The following is a 14,695-nucleotide window of genomic DNA, read 5'->3' on the forward strand; positions in this document are numbered from 1 at the left end:
GAGGGGTTCTGAGGATTGGCTGATCCTCCAAGACATCGGATCACTCCGCAAGACCCCGTTCACAACCTGGACTGTTACGCGGCGGTAGCCAGCGCGCCGGCCGTCGGCATGTCCCGGTAGAGGACCGTGCGTTCGACCGCGGTCCAGGCCGTGCTGGTGACGACGTACAGCGCGGCGGCGAGCGGCACCACAGCCACCGTGATCAGCGTCGCGAAGGACATCAGCGGCATGATCTTCATCATCGCGCCCATGCCCGGGGTGTCCCCCTGCGGCAGCGGTGAGGCCGCCATCTGACGCTTCGTGCGCCGGAAGTTGAAAATCGCGACGCCCGTGACGACCGCGAAGAGCACGACGTACACGAGGCCCGCACCTCCGAACACCCCGCCGTGCGCGAGTGCGTCCGCCCAGCGGTCGCCGAGGGGGGCGTCGAAGAGGGTGTGGCCGAGGAGACCGTTGGGCTCCCCGCCGATCCGGCTGCTGGAGAACAGGTGGTACATCAGGAAGAACGCCGGGAGCTGCAACAGGCTGGGCAGGCACCCGGAGAGCGGCGAGACCTTCTCCTTGGTGTGCAGCTCCAGCATCGCCTTCTGCAGGCGCTCGGGGTTCTTGCCGTGCTTCTTGCGCAGTTCGGCGATCTGCGGCGAGAGCCGGGCCTTGGCCTTCTGCCCGCGGGCGGCGGCACGTGAGAGGGGGTGGACGGCGAGCCGTACGAGTGCGGTGAACAGGACGATCGCGGCGGCTGTCGCGGATGCGTGGAAGAGCGGCTGGAGCAGGTCGGCGAGCTGCTCGACCAGGTTGGCGAATACGGACATGGGTGAGCCCTCCGTGGGTCTCGTCGTGCCGGGATGCGGTCATGGCGGCATGACGACCCGCGAGGGGGTGCGGAGGCTGCGGAAATGCCGGGCCGGCGCGAGCGGTCCGGCGCGCGAGCGATCCGTCGCACACGATCCGTTCGCACGCAAGCGGTCCGGCGCGCGATCCGTCGCACGCAAACAGTCCGGAAACGAGCTGCCCGGAAGCCAGTGGCCCGGCGGCGAGCAATCCGGCGGCGAGCGATCCGGCGGCGAGCGGTTGCGCCCCTACGCGGTCGTCAGGACGAGACGCCCGGGAGCCCTGGGCCTGGTGCGGCCCCGTGCGTCCGGATCCCGCTGCGGCAGGAACGCGGTGCGCCGCCGCCGGTCACGCAGAGCGGTACGCACCCGGGTGACGGGCACGGCGGGCACGCAGCGCGCGCTGATGAGGGCGCAGACGACCAGTGCCGAACCGGCCGAGGCCGTGGCGGTCGCGGCGAGCGCGACGGCGGCGGAGAGGCTGCTGCCGTCGGCGATCAGGATCTCGAAGAGCAGGAACAGCGCGAACGCGGAGGGGTGCACCCATCGCGACAGCCGGCGGCCGTCCATGTGCTCCCACCTCACTTCCTCGCTCTGCTGCCCGAACACCTTCGGGACACCTTCCAGCCGTTATACAGGATGCGCCTCGCGGGAGGGATCGGCGGCAGGGAGGGGATCCTCGGCGAGCACCTCCCCGTCGGGCCGTGGATCACGGTCGGCCGGGCGCGCGTACGTCACCGCCAGCGCGACCGCCAGATTCGCGGCGAGGGCGACGATGCCCGCGTTCATGCCCCACACCGGATCGTGCCCGGTGAAGACGAGCACGCAGACGATCGTCACCCCCACGGCGAGACCGGCCAGCGCACCCGCGAACGTGAGCCGCCGCCACACCAGCCCGAGCAGCAGCATGGGCAGGAGCTGCGCCATCCCCTCGTACGAGATGAGGGACAGCCGTACGAGCGTGTTGGGGGCGATGTACGTCAGCAGCAGGGCGATCGCGCCGGCCGCCACGACGACGATCTGTGCCGCGCCCTTCTGCCGCTCGCGCAGCGCGGGCACCAGGGAGAGGACGCTGCGTCCCCACATGGTGCCGATGACGAGCATGAAGACCGCCATCGGCACGATGGAGGACAGCGCCGCCGCCACCCCGACGATCCCGACCGCCCAGGCCGGCAGCGAGTCCACGACGAGTTCGAAGAGGGCCAGGTTGGACTCCGCGCCGACGAGTCCCGGCACGACGAAGAGGGCCGCCATGCCGAGGAGCATCGGCACGAAGAGCAGGACGTTGTAGGCGGGCAGCCACATCGCGTTGCGGCGCAGGGCGTCGGCGTTGCGCGCGCCGAGGTAGCCGGCGACGGTGGTCGGAAAGATCACGACGGTCAGGGAGTTGAGCAGGGTCGTGGTGGCAAACCACAGCTCCCCGAAACCGCCGCCCCCGTGCCCGGGCAGCGTCAGCCACTCGCTCTTGTCGTCGACGAGCCGCCCGAGGAACTCCTCGTAGCCTCCGAAGTAGTGCTGGGGCACATAGATCGCGAGGAAGCCCAGGGTCGCGATGACGAGCACGTCCTTGAGGACGGACACCCAGGCGCTGCCGCGCAGACCACTCACCACGACAAAGCCGGTGGTGACGGCGAAGGCCAGGAAGTAGGCCCAGTTGAGGCTGATGGCACCGTAGGAGATGGTCGAGACGACGACACCCATGCCGGTGATCTGGAGCTGGATGTAGGGGAGCAGGAAGACGGTGGCGAGGAAGGCGACCAGAGCGCCGAGCCAGGGGCGGTCGTAGCGGTGGGCGACCATGTCGGTGATCCCCACCAGACCGTGCTTGCGGGCGTAGGCCCACAGCATGGGGCCGACGACGTAACCGACGGCGTAGCCGCAGGACATGTACGCCACCACATACAGCACGGGTGAGCCGTAGTTGTAGCCCCAGCCCGCGGCCCCCAGATAGCTGAAACTCGTATAGCCCTCGCCGGCCATCAGCACCCAGATGAAGACGGCCCCGAGGCTGCGCCCGCCGACGGACCACTCGGCGAGCCCGCCGCTCCCACCGCCCCGCCCGCGTACGGCGAGGAGCCCGAGAGCGACGGTGCCGAGCATGAAGAGGCCGAAGATCGAGGTGGCGACGACGGCGTTCACCTGCGGTCCCCCCGCCGGGCGAGCCAGACGGCGAGCGGAGTGAGCAGCGTCGCCCCGAGCAGCCAGACGAAGAGGAACGGCAACCCGAGCAGCACGGGCCGGACACGGTTGACGAGCGGCAGCGCACCGACGAACAGGACGTACGGCACGAGCAGCCACAGCAGTTGAGGACGACGCTTGAGCACGTCAGGACCCTAAGGCCTGTCGTTCGGATCCTGCCGGGTTCCCGTGCCCTGGCACGCACACTGATCCGGCCTGATCCAAACGACAGACCTGGACCCGGTGCCCTACCGCGGCCGCATCGACGTGAGCTTCCCCCACACGATCAACCGGTACCGGGAGCTGTACTCCGGGGTGCAGGTGGTGAGGGTCAGGTAGTAGCCGGGCACGCTGTACCCGGCGGACGGCGTGACGAGACTGCGGGGAACGGGCCGGATGACGCCGGTGTCCCGGGGGCTCGTCCGTGTGAGGGCCCGGTCGACGGCGTACACGTACACCGCGCTCCGCGTCTCGACCCGTATCTCGTCCCCCCTGCGCAGCCGGTCGATGTGCCGGAAGGGCTCGCCGTGGGTGTTGCGGTGCCCGGCGACGGCGAAGTTGCCGCCGCCTCCGGGGTGCGCGGTGCCGGGATAGTGCCCGATGTACCCCTTGTCCAAGACACCCTGTTTGCTGATCCCCTGGGCGACGGGGGCCACGACACCGAGGCGCGGGATACGCAGGACGGCGTACGCCTGGTCCCAGCGGGGCGCGGGCGGGCGTGCGGACTCGCGTTCGCGGGGTCCGGGGTCGCGTCCCCCACCTTCGGCGGCCGGCGGATCCTCGCCACCGGGCGGAACGTCGGACGGCTCGGCCTCCGGGGCCTCACCGACGGAGGCGTCCCACTCCCGTTCCAGGGCGTGAACGCGGCGCTCGGCCCCCTCGCGGGCCTGCCGGTTGGTCCACCACAACTGGTGCACCACCAGCAGAAGCACCACGACGCCGAGTGTGACGGTGATCTCAGCAACGGCCCACAGCGCACCCGCGAACCGGGCCCGCCTCCGCGAGCCGCGCCCCTGGACCACGACCGGTATCCGCTCCCGCACGGGCGCAGGTTAGGCGCTGATCGCCGAAGTCACCAGAGTGGTACACGGCACGTCCGCCATCACGCGAACGTGCCCCCCGCCGAACCCCCGTACGGCAGTACCGTGTCCCCCATGCGCCCCGACACGCCTGCCGATCACAACGCCGAAGCCGAGCGCCTGCTGCGTACCGCGACGCAGTACCCCGAGGACAACGAGTCGCTGCTGCTCCAGGCCGCGGCCCACCTCGAACTGGCCGGCGACCGCGAAAGCGCCTCCAGCCTCTACGACCGCCTCCTCGCCGACGGCCCCGAGCGCCCGCTGCTCGTCAAGGCTCTCCAGGCGGCGAACCTGTGGGAGTACGGCCACGAGGCCGAGGCCCGCGCCCTGATCACCGGCATCCGCACGGCGGCCCCCGCGGACCCGGCACCGTGGGAGATCATCGCCGAGACGCTGGAGTCCCACGACGAACTCGAGGCGTCCCACGACTGCTTCACCACGGCGATCACGCTGCTCCTCACCCCCGGCGACGACGACGTCCCCTACGACACCCAGTCCCTGCTGACCGGCCGCCACCGCGTGCGCCGCATGCTGGGCCGCGCCCACGACAACTGGGACGCGCTCGCGGACAAGGTCCACACGGCTCACGCGTCGATCTCCCTGGACGAACTCCACGACCCGAACCGCCTGTGGGCCCTGGGCTCGAACAACCCGGCCGAACTCCAGGCCGAAATCGCCCGCCTCCGCTCGGAACTGGGCTCCTACCGCTCGGCCCTGTCCCGCCCCTTCCCGGTGGCGGTGCTCCACTGGCCGGAAGGCGAACTGTCGGAACTCCTGACGGCGTACCCCGAACTCGAATCCGAGTACCCGACCCACACGGCCCACCTGACGGACATCGAGGCCTCGCTCCGCGACCTGTCCTCCACGGGCACGGCCAACCTGGGCATCGTGACGGCGACGGTCCCGTCCTACGAGGCCTTCGCGGCTTCGGAACAGTCCTCCCCGTCGAACGCGGACCTGCTCCCGCAGTACGCGACGACACTGGCGGCGAGGGGCAAGGCGGTGGCGTGGCCGCCGGCGAAGGGGGCGGACTGCTGGTGCGGGTCGGGGAGGGCGTACAGGGGGTGTCACGGGGCTCTGGAGTTCTGAGGGGGCCTCAATGGAGTCGCTCCTGGCTTGCCGGGGGCACCACGCCTGAACTTCGCGTTCCGTACGAGAGCGCCGCCATGCCTATGTAGCGAGTTACTGCCAGCGGTAGGGCTTGATGCTGGGATCGTATGAGCAGGTGACCATGGTGCGGTTGGTGGCCTTGAGGGTGCGCCCACGGTCCGCCTTAGGGCAGAACTGCCCATCGACAACGGGGTGCCCGTTGGAGGTACAGGCGTATCCCTGCTTGCCATCGGGACAGGTAACCATGGCGCTACCAGCCGGCTTTGTCGCGGCCCTGGTGGGGTGCGGGGTGCGTGGCTTAACAGGCTGCGGGGTGTAGGCGGGCTTCGGCTGCGAGGTAGCGGCCTTGGGTGGGCTGTGCGCAGGGTCGTTCTTCTCGTGGAGGTAACCGTGGAAGCTGGTCGTGCAGTCGCTGAACTTCTCCGCGAGCTTGAGGGTGATCTGGGCGGTAGCAGTGAGAGTTGCACCGTAGTTGGGGCTGGCGTCGCATATGCGCCAGCCTCTGTGGTCCTGAGGGAGCGTGACGTCCTTGTGCAGGGCGAGGGTTGTGATTCGCGCTGAAGGTATGTTCTGGCTGGCAAAGCCTTCCCGCGCCTGCTGATAGGTCTTGCCATGGAGAACCGGCATAACCGGACCGGGGGTGGCCGTAGGCTCGGAAGTGGCGGCTGGCGGGACCGACGTAGCCTTGTCGTCTACCGTCGCACCGCCTTCGCATCCCACTAGGCCGAGGACGCCGAGGATGGCAACGGGGGCGAGGTAGCCAGGTATCCGCACGGTGTGGTTACTCCGATTCTCGGAACGCCGATCAGCACAGCAGGCCTCAGGCCTGATGCCGCCGATCAAAAGAGCTACCGCCGCCAACAAGCGACCTTTGTGTTGGTCTACCCCTCAGGCACCGATCTGTCCAGGTCTATCGCACACTTCTCCTTGGGCTGATTCGGCATCTGCAGGCCTCAACCCGCCCCGGTTGGCGCACGGCTCACATCTCATTACCTACGGCAGACGTCGCGCGCATCCCTGCCTTCAACTCGACCCTGAGACCCCATGGCGCCCTCGAGCGAGAGCGAACCAAGCTTCCAGTCGGTCACTTCAAACGGCGCATTTACGACCCACCAGCGTCACTGCCTTGGCATCATTCACCCATGACGAGCGAGCGGAAGCAGGTCAAGTTCGGCACACCCGACGGCATCTCCGAAGGAGACTGGTTCAAGGGACACGCTGAACTCTACGCCAAGTATCTACATCGCCGCCCCGGTCGCGGCATATCTGGGACATTCGCAACTGGCGCCGATTCGATCATCCTTTCCGGCGGCTACATAGACGACGAAGACAATGGAAGCGAAATCATCTACACGGGCGAGGGCGGCCGCGATCCAGACACTGGGAGAATGATTGCCGACCAGTCCCTCACCGATGACGGGAACGCCGCGCTCGTCATATCCCAGGGACTCGGGTATCCCGTACGCGTCATAGAAGGGCTCGACGTTCGAGGGAAAACTCGCCGCCGAGCCATGGGTGGCTACCGATACCGCGGACTGTACCGAGTCACGGATCACTGGCTCACATATGGACGTGAGCACTTCCTTATCTGCCGATTTCACCTCCTCAAAGTCGCGTCCGGCAGCGACGTTCAGCCCTGCCCGGTTGATCCTCTAGCTACCGGAGAGACCACGCTAGAGAGGGCCACACGCCGCTACGTTGCCCAGAACCGCCTTGTCCGGGACTCGAAGGTCGCACGGAAGGTCAAGCACCTCCACAACAACACCTGCCAGATTTGCAGTCTGCGACTTGTCGTCTCACCCACAGGCGAGGCACACAGCGAAGCCGCTCACATCCAGGCCGTCGGTAAGCCACACCACGGAGCTGACCTGATCTCCAATGTTCTTTGCCTTTGCCCGAATTGCCATGCACTCTTCGACCGTGGAGCCTTGCACATCACTGACACATTCGACGTGATCGACAACGTCACGGGGAGATTCGTTGCAGAACTCAGGCAAGCACAAGGCCACAACATAGGGGTGGAATTCATACAGAGGCACCGAGACCGGTGGCAGGTGAGGCACCCTGAGTAGAAAATCTCCGGACATCAACGCAGGACTATGGGCACGGCACCAATGCCGAACAGTCTTTAAGTTGGCCGAAGAGGCTTCCGTGGGCAGGACGCCCACTTGACTCATCGCGTCTTCACCGTCCAAGCCCATTGGACTTTCCGTGCACGAACGAGCCTCCGCACCCCCTCGCTCCCCCCATCACCCCCCTCCGCCCCCAGCCGCCACCACATCCGCCGAACAGACACCCCTCCCCAAAGCGCCTCGGATCGCCGCCACGATCTCGTCCGGGTTGTCCCGGAGTTGAGACGGCGAGACCGACAGGACCGTCAGGCCGTGCTGGGTCATGCGGTTGCGGCGGGTCATCGTGTGTTCCCAGGCGTCCGGGCTCAGGTGCCATTCGCGGGAGTCGATCTCCAGGACCAGGCCTGCCGCCGGCCAGTACGCGTCGGGGCGGGCGAGGAAGGTGCCGTCGCGTAGGTACAGGTTGTGGTTCCACACGGGAGAGGCGATGGCTGCTGCCGCAAGCACGCGGCGGGCGTCCGCCTCTGCGACCGAGCGGATGCCCGCTGTCAGGCCCTCGATCGTGGGAGTGATCCGCGGATCACTCCCGCGGTGCACCGACTTGAGGGTCGACATGAGGTCATCGAGCGTGCAGCGGCCTCGCTGGACGACCTCTGCAAGAAGGGCCGTCACCGCGCGTCCGTCGCCCAGGGTCGGGATCGCGTCGATGACCGCGCGGGCCAGATGCGCGCACGGCAGGCCCTCCACCGGAAGTCGGCGGACCTCGTTCCGGGTTCGGTGGATGCGGACGTAAGCGCGGCTTCGGGGGTTGCGGCCCGCCGGAACGAGGACGTCCACCGGGGGCGCCTTGGCGGGCGGAGCCAAGCCTCGGACGCCGTACAGCGTCAATGCGGCCGCCCCCGTGAGCAGCGCGCCCTCCCCCGCGTACAGCAGTGCCGCACGTAAGCGTTGGCGTGGGCTCGGGGCTCCCGTCTGGAGGAGGATCACCCGCGGCAGAACGCGTTGCCACGGGCCGCCCTTGCCGCATCGGTGGGCGATGGTCGAGCGGGACCACCCCAGGTCCGTCAGTTGACGGGAGGTCGCCAGGCCGTCCTGGCGGTTGATCAGGCTACTGGTGAGAGTGCGCATGATCGGGATCTGCCCCTGGCGCGACGCCCCTCACCCACTGTTGCGAGTACTCGCCACCCCACTCCCCCCGACCCCGCCCCCCATCACCCACCGTCACCCCCCGCACACCCTCATCACAACTCAGCCACAAACATCCCCACTTGCCCCATCACCCGTTAACCGGAATGAAATGCTCAGCCCCCTCAGTCCGGATCCGTCAGCCTTGGGGGGCACATGACTCGGATACGTACGCAGGGGCGCATCGCCATGGCCGCAGTTGGTGTCGTGATGGCGGTGGTGGGGGTCGCCGGGTGTGGGGGTGAGAGCGCTCAGGACGCCAAGCCCGCCGCCGAGGAGGTCGCGAGCGCGTCCGCGGCTGCCAAGCCGGCGCCCTCCGCCAAGGCTCTGCTCGAGCTCGTCGATGACCAGGAGAGTGCCGACGGCGGCGAGGAGATCGTCGTTCAGGTGCTCCAGAACGACACCGTCACCCTCGGGAGCGGGACCAGCGGCAATGTGCAGATGGTGCTCGACGACGAGACCTTCGCCGTCACCGTCGACTCGCCTCCCGCCCACGGCACCGCGACCGTCGACGGCAACACCGTCGTGTACACGGCAGTTGCCGGGTACGACGGCGAGGACACCTTCACGTACAAAGTGGATGTGACCGGGAGCGAGGCCGCGTCCGGGACCGCCGTCGTGCGGATCACCGTGGACGCGCCGGCGCCGCCGGCGAAGCCCGCCGCGCCCAAGAAGCCCGCCGCGCCGGCGACGTTGTATGCGAACTGCGCCGCCGCCGAGGCCGCCGGTGCCGCGCCCGTCGAGGTCGGTGACCCGGGCTACGGACGCCATCTGGACCGGGACGGCGACGGCGTGGGGTGTGAGCCGTACTCCGGCGGAGGCAGTTCGTCCGGCGGGAGTTCCGAGGGCGGCTCCACGGGCGGTGGAGGCGGCAGCGTCTCGTACGCCAACTGCTCCGAGGTGCGGGCCGCGGGTGCCGCGCCCATCCGTACCGGTGACCCCGGCTACGGACGCCACCTCGACCGGGACGGCGACGGCGTCGCCTGCGAGTGAGACATGGGCCGAGCCGCATTCCCGGTGGCCGTCAGCGGCGGGGGATGTCGGCCTCCGGCCACCGGGAATGGGCAGGGCTGCGGCGGCCGGGAGGGACGACCCGGCCGCCGGTTCATGGAGTGGAATGAATTCCAGAAGGATTCCCCCGCATTCGGGAATTCATCAGGTCCGGATTCTGTAACGGAATGATGAGTTTCTCGTATCAGACCGCCTTCTTGACGAGCTTTCCGTCGGCCGCGACCACGAACCACTCGCCGTCCAGGCCCTGCCCGTTGACGTCTCCGGCGGTCGCGTCGCCGACGTAGTAGTACAACGGCCAGTCCCCGTACACCGCCTGCTCGGCCCCCTCGCCGAGCTTCGCCTCCGTGAGGAGGTCCGGCTGTACGCCGGTGCCCGCGGTGACGTCCTTGGCGGAGGTCAGGGCCGGCCAGACCGCGATGCAGTCGGAGTCGCACCTGCTGCTTCCGGGCTTGTCCTTGGTGAATCCATACAGCGTACGGCCCGATTCGTCGACGAGGATCTTGCCGACCGGTGAGTCCGCGATCTTGATGACGGCGCCCGCTGCGGGCTTTGCGGCGCCCCCGGCCGCCGCGCCCGGCTCCGGGTCCGACGCCCCGTCCGAGCCGCCGCACGCGCTGAGCGTGAGCAGCGCGAGGGCGGCGGCGGAGACGGCGGCGGGCATGGTGAAGCGGTTCCTGCTCATGGTTGTTCCCCCGGTTGTTGGGTGTGCCGTGGTCTGCCCGGTTGTACGACGGCAACTGATCGGTGGTTCAACTGAATTGGAGAAATTTCGCGTTGAACAACCCGCGCCGGAGACGCGTACCTCCATGCGACCGACCCGACCAGTCGGCCTCAACGGGAGGAACAAGAACAATGAACAAGCGATTCATTTCTGTGGCGGCAAGTGCAATGGTGCTCGGTGTTGCGGGTGTTACTCCCGCAGTCGCTCACGGGGGCGGCCACGGCAACGGACACAGCACTCAGCAGGGCGGAAGCAGCAGCGCAGCGAGCACGTTCACCAAGCCGTCCACGGGACGCGCCCTCACCTTCGCCGCCGAGCTGTCGGGCGCCAACGAGGTGCCCGTCGCGGGCGGGCCCGCGGTCAACGACCCGGACGGCAAGGCCGTCGCGCTGGTGAAGGTGAAGGGCGACCGGGTCACCTTCGCCCTCCGGTGGAAGGGCTTCGTGCCGAGCCTCGGGCACATCCACCAGGGTGCGGTCGGGAAGAACGGCGAGGTCAAGGTGCCGCTGTTCGGTACGGCGATGCCCGACTCCGTGCACTCCGCGGCCGGACAGGTGGCCCTCACGGACGCCGAGCTGGCGCGCGACATCCGTAACGACCCCGCCGGCTTCTACGTGAACCTGCACAGCGCGGAGTTCCCGGGCGGTGCCGTACGGGGGCAGCTCAAGCCGCTGCACAAGAACATCAACCCGCTGGACATCATCAAGGGCGGCAAACTGCGGGCGCTGTCCAACGGGGCCCAGGAAGTGCCGAAGAACGACGCCTCCAAGGTCGGCGACCCGGACGGGCACGCGGTGACGTTCATCCACCCCAAGGGCACGGACGTCGACTACTCGCTCGCCTGGATCAACCTCAAGAGCCCGACCAAGGGGCACATCCACAAGGGCGCGTTCGGCAAGAACGGCGACGTCGTCTTCGACTTCTTCAACCGGCCCGTGCCGGACGGGGTGTTCGCCGTCTCCGGCAGGATCACGGGCCAGAACCCGGACGTCGTCCAGCGCGTCCGCGCCAATCCGCGCAACTACTACTCCAACATCCACACCGCCGAGTTCGCCGACGGCGCGGTCCGCGGGCAGCTCTTCCACTGACAGATCCCCCGCGCACGTGCGTGCCGGGTGAGGGGCGGTGCGGTGGGCGTACGGCGGTCCGGTTACGGAGCCGTCCCGGGGGGCGTTGAACACATCCGCGCCGCCGCCCGTACTCCATCACACCTCCCCTGAGTGTCTGGGCGGGTGACGGGTCAGGAAGGGGCCCGTCACCCGCCCAGCGCGTGTGCCACGGTGTAGATCAGCAGCCCGGCGAGCGCACCGACGACCGTGCCGTTGATCCGGATGAACTGAAGGTCCCGTCCGATGTGCGCCTCGATCTTGCGCGAGGTGTGCTCGGCGTCCCAGCTCGCGACGGTGTCCGAGATCAGCGAGGTGATCTCGGCGCGGTACGTCGTGACCACGTACACCGCGGCGTCCTCGATCCACCCCTCCAGCTTCGCCTGGAGCCGGCCGTCGGAGGCGAGGCGCGCCCCCAGGGACAGCAGCGAGGAGCGGGCCCGCAGCCGCAGCTCGCTGCGGTCGTCCTCGGCCGCCGACATGATCATGGCGCGTACGGAGGACCACGCGGACGCGATCACGTCCTGGACCTCGGAGCGGGCCAGCAGGTCCGACTTCATCCGCTCCACGCGGGCGCGGGTGTCCGTGTCCGACTGGAGGTCGGCGGCGAAGTCCGTCAGGAAGCGGTCGATCGCGCCGCGGGCCGGGTGGCCGGGCATGTCCCGCATCTCGGTCACGAACCGCAGCAGCTCCCGGTACACCCGCTCGCCGACCTTCCGGTCGACGAACCGCGGGGTCCAGCCGGGGGCGCCGCCCTCGACGGCATCCATCACGGAGTCCGAGTGCAGGACCAGCCAGTCGTGCGCACGGGCGCAGACGAGGTCGACGGCGCGGTGGTGAGCGCCGTCCGCCACCACCTTCTGAAGGGTCTTGCCGACGCCGGGCGCGATCTCGGCGTTGTCCGCGCGCCGGGTGATCGCCTCGGCGACGACGGCCTGGACGTCGGAGTCCCGGAGGACGGTGAGCGCGCCGCGCAGCGCGGTGGAGAGTTCGGCGGTGACGCGGTCGGCGTGGGCGGGCTCGGCGAGCCAGGAACCGAGGCGGCCGCCGATGCCGAGGGCGCGCAGACGGGCGCGCACGACGTCCCCGGAGAGGAAGTTCTCGCCGACGAAGGAGCCGAGCGAGGCGCCGAGCTGGTCCTTCTTGTTGGGGATGATCGCGGTGTGCGGGATGGGGATGCCGAGCGGGTGGCGGAACAGCGCGGTGACGGCGAACCAGTCGGCGAGGGCACCGACCATGCCGGCCTCCGCAGCGGCCGCGACATAGCCGGTCCATGGGCCGGCGCCGGCCTTGCCCGCCCAGGTGGCGAGGGCGAAGACGATGGCGACGAAGACGAGCAGCCCGAGCGCGGTGAGCTTCATGCGCCGTACGCCGCGCTGCTTCTCCTCGTCGGCCTCGGTGTACGCGAATCCGGGGAGCGTGGTCCGGGTCCGGGTGCGGGCGCCGCGGCCCGGCGGAACCCGCGCCCCGGGGGTCGCTCCGGAGGCCCGCCCGGAGGTCGCGGCGTCGTCGCTCGAAGAACCCGCCACGGACCCCTTCGAGCCCGGCGCGACGTCCGGAGAGCCCGGCGTCGAGCCTGCGGAGCCCGCCGCACCATCCGCCGAGCCCGCGGAGCCCGCCGCACCGCCCGCCGAGCCAACTGAGCCCGCCGCACCGTCCGAACTCGCCGGCCCGTCCGCAGAGCCCTCCGAACTCGTCGCGGCGCCCCGGGAAGCCTGTGCGCCCCCGATCGCGCCGCCCGCACCAGCCGTACGCTCCTTTCGCCCCGCGCCGCCCCCTCCCCCGGCCCGGCAGCCTGCCCCGGCCGCTGCGCGCGGGCGTCCTCCCCGCCCGCGGCCGCAGTGGCCTGCGTCTTCTCCGGATCGTCCGGTCCATCTCGCTCTGTGTGGTTCATCCGCTCCACCCGTCCGCGCGCACCCCGTACGCATAGTCCCTACCCCAGGTACTCCTGGGGCGCATCACGAGTTCCCACGCCATATCGGATGATGTGTTCATGAACATGCGTCGCGGATACGCGACTCTCGCCGGCGTCACCGCCGTCATCGTCCTCATCTGCAGCGCGATATACCTCGGAGTCGAGGCAGCCCAGGGCCGCACCGCCGTCCGGACGGCCGTGGGCTCACCCGCCGTCTGGGTCGGGACCTGGGCCGCCGCGCCCGTGCAGGCCGACCTCCAGGACACCGCCCGCGGCGACCGGTCCGTACGCAACGTCGTACACACCAGTATCGGCGGGTCGGCCGCCCGGCTCACGCTCTCCAACCTCGCCGGACGCGAGCCGCTGCACATCGCCCGGGTCTCCCTCGCGCTGCGCGCGGGCACGACCGCCGCGGCCGTGCCCGGCACCCTGCGGCGGGTGACGTTCCGCAAGGCGGAGGCCGTCACGATCGCCCCGGGCGGGCAGTTCGTCAGCGACCCGGTCACACTGGGGATCCCGTACGACGGTGATCTGCTGGTGAGCATCCACACACCGGCCGACGGGCCGGTCACTCTCCACCCGCGGGCCCGGCAGACCTCGTACCTCGCCGACGGCGACCGTACGGACGACGTCTCCGGGGGCTCCTACACCGAGCAGACCTTCGCCTGGCGGCATCTGACCGCCGTCGACGTGCTGACCCAGGACGTCCGGGGCGCCGTGGTCACCATCGGGGACTCGATCACCGACGGGGTGACCTCCACCATCGACACCAACCGCCGCTGGCCGGACCGGCTCTTCGAGCGGCTGAACGCCCATGGCACCGAGCAGTTCGCCGTGGTCAACCAGGGCATCAGCGGCAACCGTCTCCTGCTCGAAGGGCGCGGCCCCAGCGCACTCGCCCGCTTCGACCGCGATGTGCTCGCGCGGCCGGGCGTACGGACCGTGATCGTCGCGATCGGCATCAACGATCTGCTGCGGGCCTCCTACGAGCCGGACGCGGCCTCGGTCACGGCAGGGCTCACCCAGCTGGCCCGCCGGGCGCAGGCCCGCGATCTGCGCGTCCTGGGGGCGACCCTGCTGCCTTGCGCGGGGCACCACCGCTGCACCCGCGCCGTCCAGGAGGCGCGGCAGGACATCAACGCCGCCGTCCGCAGCGGGCGGATCTTCGACGCGGTCGTCGACTTCGACCGGGCGCTGCGGGATCCGTACGCACCGGGCCGACTGCTGCCCCGGTACGACTCGGGGGACCATCTGCACCCGAGTGACGCGGGCTTCGCGCGCATGGCGAGGGCGGTGGACCCGGCGCGACTCTGAGACGCCGGGCCGTACGGGCGGGCGGAGGCGCGTCACCACGGTGGACGCGCCCGGCTCCAAGCCACCGACCCGGAAACCCCCTCCGGCACCCGGCGCGGGGCCCGGCTCAGCAACTCAGTTCCACGAGGACCCGGCTCGGCCGCGTCCCAGCGCGCCAGACCCGCCCCGCCG

Annotated in this window: 14 protein-coding genes; 5 read left to right on the plus strand and 9 right to left on the minus strand. The window is 69.6% G+C overall.

What is annotated here, in order from left to right:
- Positions 1 to 74: 74 nt before the first annotated feature.
- The 5 genes from ACQPWZ_RS13460 to ACQPWZ_RS13480 all read right to left on the minus strand — a co-directional run bounded on the left by ACQPWZ_RS13460 (position 75) and on the right by ACQPWZ_RS13480 (position 4,051).
- Entirely contained in the window at positions 75 to 812 is a 738-nt protein-coding gene (locus ACQPWZ_RS13460; protein WP_340473270.1) for a YidC/Oxa1 family membrane protein insertase, read from the minus strand.
- A gap of 267 nt (positions 813 to 1,079) precedes the next feature.
- Entirely contained in the window at positions 1,080 to 1,400 is a 321-nt protein-coding gene (locus ACQPWZ_RS13465) for a DUF6412 domain-containing protein (protein ID WP_313948995.1), read from the minus strand.
- 60 nt (positions 1,401 to 1,460) lie between these two features.
- Positions 1,461 to 2,969: a sodium:solute symporter family protein gene (locus ACQPWZ_RS13470; protein ID WP_433571441.1), complete on the minus strand. Its 1,509-nt coding sequence runs from the start codon at positions 2,967 to 2,969 to the stop codon at positions 1,461 to 1,463.
- Entirely contained in the window at positions 2,966 to 3,124 is a 159-nt protein-coding gene (locus ACQPWZ_RS13475; RefSeq protein ID WP_340477857.1) for a DUF3311 domain-containing protein, read from the minus strand. The genes ACQPWZ_RS13470 and ACQPWZ_RS13475 overlap by 4 nt, the downstream gene beginning before the upstream one ends.
- 132 nt (positions 3,125 to 3,256) lie before the next feature.
- Positions 3,257 to 4,051: a class E sortase gene (locus tag ACQPWZ_RS13480; RefSeq protein WP_433571442.1), complete on the minus strand. Its 795-nt coding sequence runs from the start codon at positions 4,049 to 4,051 to the stop codon at positions 3,257 to 3,259.
- A gap of 111 nt (positions 4,052 to 4,162) precedes the next feature.
- Between ACQPWZ_RS13480 and ACQPWZ_RS13485 the strand changes: the two genes are divergently transcribed.
- Positions 4,163 to 5,176 (plus strand): hypothetical protein, encoded by a 1,014-nt coding sequence (locus tag ACQPWZ_RS13485; protein WP_433571443.1) that lies wholly within the window; start codon positions 4,163 to 4,165, stop codon positions 5,174 to 5,176.
- Between the two features lie 93 nt (positions 5,177 to 5,269).
- Here ACQPWZ_RS13485 and ACQPWZ_RS13490 read toward each other — a convergent pair whose 3' ends face one another.
- Positions 5,270 to 5,824 carry a hypothetical protein gene (locus ACQPWZ_RS13490; protein ID WP_433571444.1) on the minus strand — a complete coding sequence of 185 codons (555 nt, stop codon included), beginning with the start codon at positions 5,822 to 5,824 and terminating at the stop codon, positions 5,270 to 5,272.
- A 515-nt stretch (positions 5,825 to 6,339) separates the two neighbouring features.
- Between ACQPWZ_RS13490 and ACQPWZ_RS13495 the strand changes: the two genes are divergently transcribed.
- Positions 6,340 to 7,269: a YDG/SRA domain-containing protein gene (locus ACQPWZ_RS13495; RefSeq protein WP_433571445.1), complete on the plus strand. Its 930-nt coding sequence runs from the start codon at positions 6,340 to 6,342 to the stop codon at positions 7,267 to 7,269.
- 177 nt (positions 7,270 to 7,446) lie between these two features.
- Here the strand turns inward: ACQPWZ_RS13495 and ACQPWZ_RS13500 are convergent, their stop codons facing one another.
- Positions 7,447 to 8,397, minus strand: coding sequence for a hypothetical protein (locus tag ACQPWZ_RS13500; RefSeq protein WP_433571446.1), 951 nt, complete (start codon positions 8,395 to 8,397; stop codon positions 7,447 to 7,449).
- A gap of 246 nt (positions 8,398 to 8,643) precedes the next feature.
- Here ACQPWZ_RS13500 and ACQPWZ_RS13505 point away from each other — a divergent pair, with 246 nt between their 5' ends.
- On the plus strand, positions 8,644 to 9,447 hold the full coding sequence (locus ACQPWZ_RS13505) for an excalibur calcium-binding domain-containing protein (protein WP_433571447.1): 804 nt from the start codon (positions 8,644 to 8,646) through the stop codon (positions 9,445 to 9,447).
- A gap of 202 nt (positions 9,448 to 9,649) precedes the next feature.
- Here the strand turns inward: ACQPWZ_RS13505 and ACQPWZ_RS13510 are convergent, their stop codons facing one another.
- A complete protein-coding gene (locus ACQPWZ_RS13510; RefSeq protein ID WP_433571448.1) occupies positions 9,650 to 10,150 on the minus strand; it encodes a COG4315 family predicted lipoprotein in 501 nt (166 codons plus the stop codon).
- Between the two features lie 170 nt (positions 10,151 to 10,320).
- On the opposite strand from ACQPWZ_RS13510, the gene ACQPWZ_RS13515 reads away from it, so the two are divergent.
- Positions 10,321 to 11,277 carry a CHRD domain-containing protein gene (locus ACQPWZ_RS13515; protein WP_433571449.1) on the plus strand — a complete coding sequence of 319 codons (957 nt, stop codon included), beginning with the start codon at positions 10,321 to 10,323 and terminating at the stop codon, positions 11,275 to 11,277.
- A gap of 167 nt (positions 11,278 to 11,444) precedes the next feature.
- Here ACQPWZ_RS13515 and ACQPWZ_RS13520 read toward each other — a convergent pair whose 3' ends face one another.
- Positions 11,445 to 12,824, minus strand: coding sequence for a DUF445 domain-containing protein (locus ACQPWZ_RS13520; RefSeq protein ID WP_433571450.1), 1,380 nt, complete (start codon positions 12,822 to 12,824; stop codon positions 11,445 to 11,447).
- A gap of 464 nt (positions 12,825 to 13,288) precedes the next feature.
- Between ACQPWZ_RS13520 and ACQPWZ_RS13525 the strand changes: the two genes are divergently transcribed.
- Positions 13,289 to 14,524: a GDSL-type esterase/lipase family protein gene (locus ACQPWZ_RS13525; RefSeq protein ID WP_433571451.1), complete on the plus strand. Its 1,236-nt coding sequence runs from the start codon at positions 13,289 to 13,291 to the stop codon at positions 14,522 to 14,524.
- Positions 14,525 to 14,695: the final 171 nt, after the last annotated feature.

The sequence above is a fragment of the Streptomyces sp. CA-251247 genome, from assembly GCF_050952975.1.
Taxonomy (GTDB): domain Bacteria; phylum Actinomycetota; class Actinomycetes; order Streptomycetales; family Streptomycetaceae; genus Streptomyces; species Streptomyces achmelvichensis.

What these genes read in the sequence shown, in the direction of transcription:
- ACQPWZ_RS13495 (WP_433571445.1), top strand. Translation starts at nt 6,340, where the DNA reads ATGACGAGCGAGCGGAAGCAGGTCAAGTTCGGCACACCCGACGGCATC.
- ACQPWZ_RS13500 (WP_433571446.1), bottom strand. Translation starts at nt 8,397, where the DNA reads ATGCGCACTCTCACCAGTAGCCTGATCAACCGCCAGGACGGCCTGGCG.
- ACQPWZ_RS13525 (WP_433571451.1), top strand. Translation starts at nt 13,289, where the DNA reads ATGAACATGCGTCGCGGATACGCGACTCTCGCCGGCGTCACCGCCGTC.
- ACQPWZ_RS13515 (WP_433571449.1), top strand. Translation starts at nt 10,321, where the DNA reads ATGAACAAGCGATTCATTTCTGTGGCGGCAAGTGCAATGGTGCTCGGT.
- ACQPWZ_RS13485 (WP_433571443.1), top strand. Translation starts at nt 4,163, where the DNA reads ATGCGCCCCGACACGCCTGCCGATCACAACGCCGAAGCCGAGCGCCTG.
- ACQPWZ_RS13490 (WP_433571444.1), bottom strand. Translation starts at nt 5,824, where the DNA reads ATGCCGGTTCTCCATGGCAAGACCTATCAGCAGGCGCGGGAAGGCTTT.
- ACQPWZ_RS13510 (WP_433571448.1), bottom strand. Translation starts at nt 10,150, where the DNA reads ATGAGCAGGAACCGCTTCACCATGCCCGCCGCCGTCTCCGCCGCCGCC.
- ACQPWZ_RS13505 (WP_433571447.1), top strand. Translation starts at nt 8,644, where the DNA reads ATGGCCGCAGTTGGTGTCGTGATGGCGGTGGTGGGGGTCGCCGGGTGT.
- ACQPWZ_RS13460 (WP_340473270.1), bottom strand. Translation starts at nt 812, where the DNA reads ATGTCCGTATTCGCCAACCTGGTCGAGCAGCTCGCCGACCTGCTCCAG.
- ACQPWZ_RS13465 (WP_313948995.1), bottom strand. Translation starts at nt 1,400, where the DNA reads ATGGACGGCCGCCGGCTGTCGCGATGGGTGCACCCCTCCGCGTTCGCG.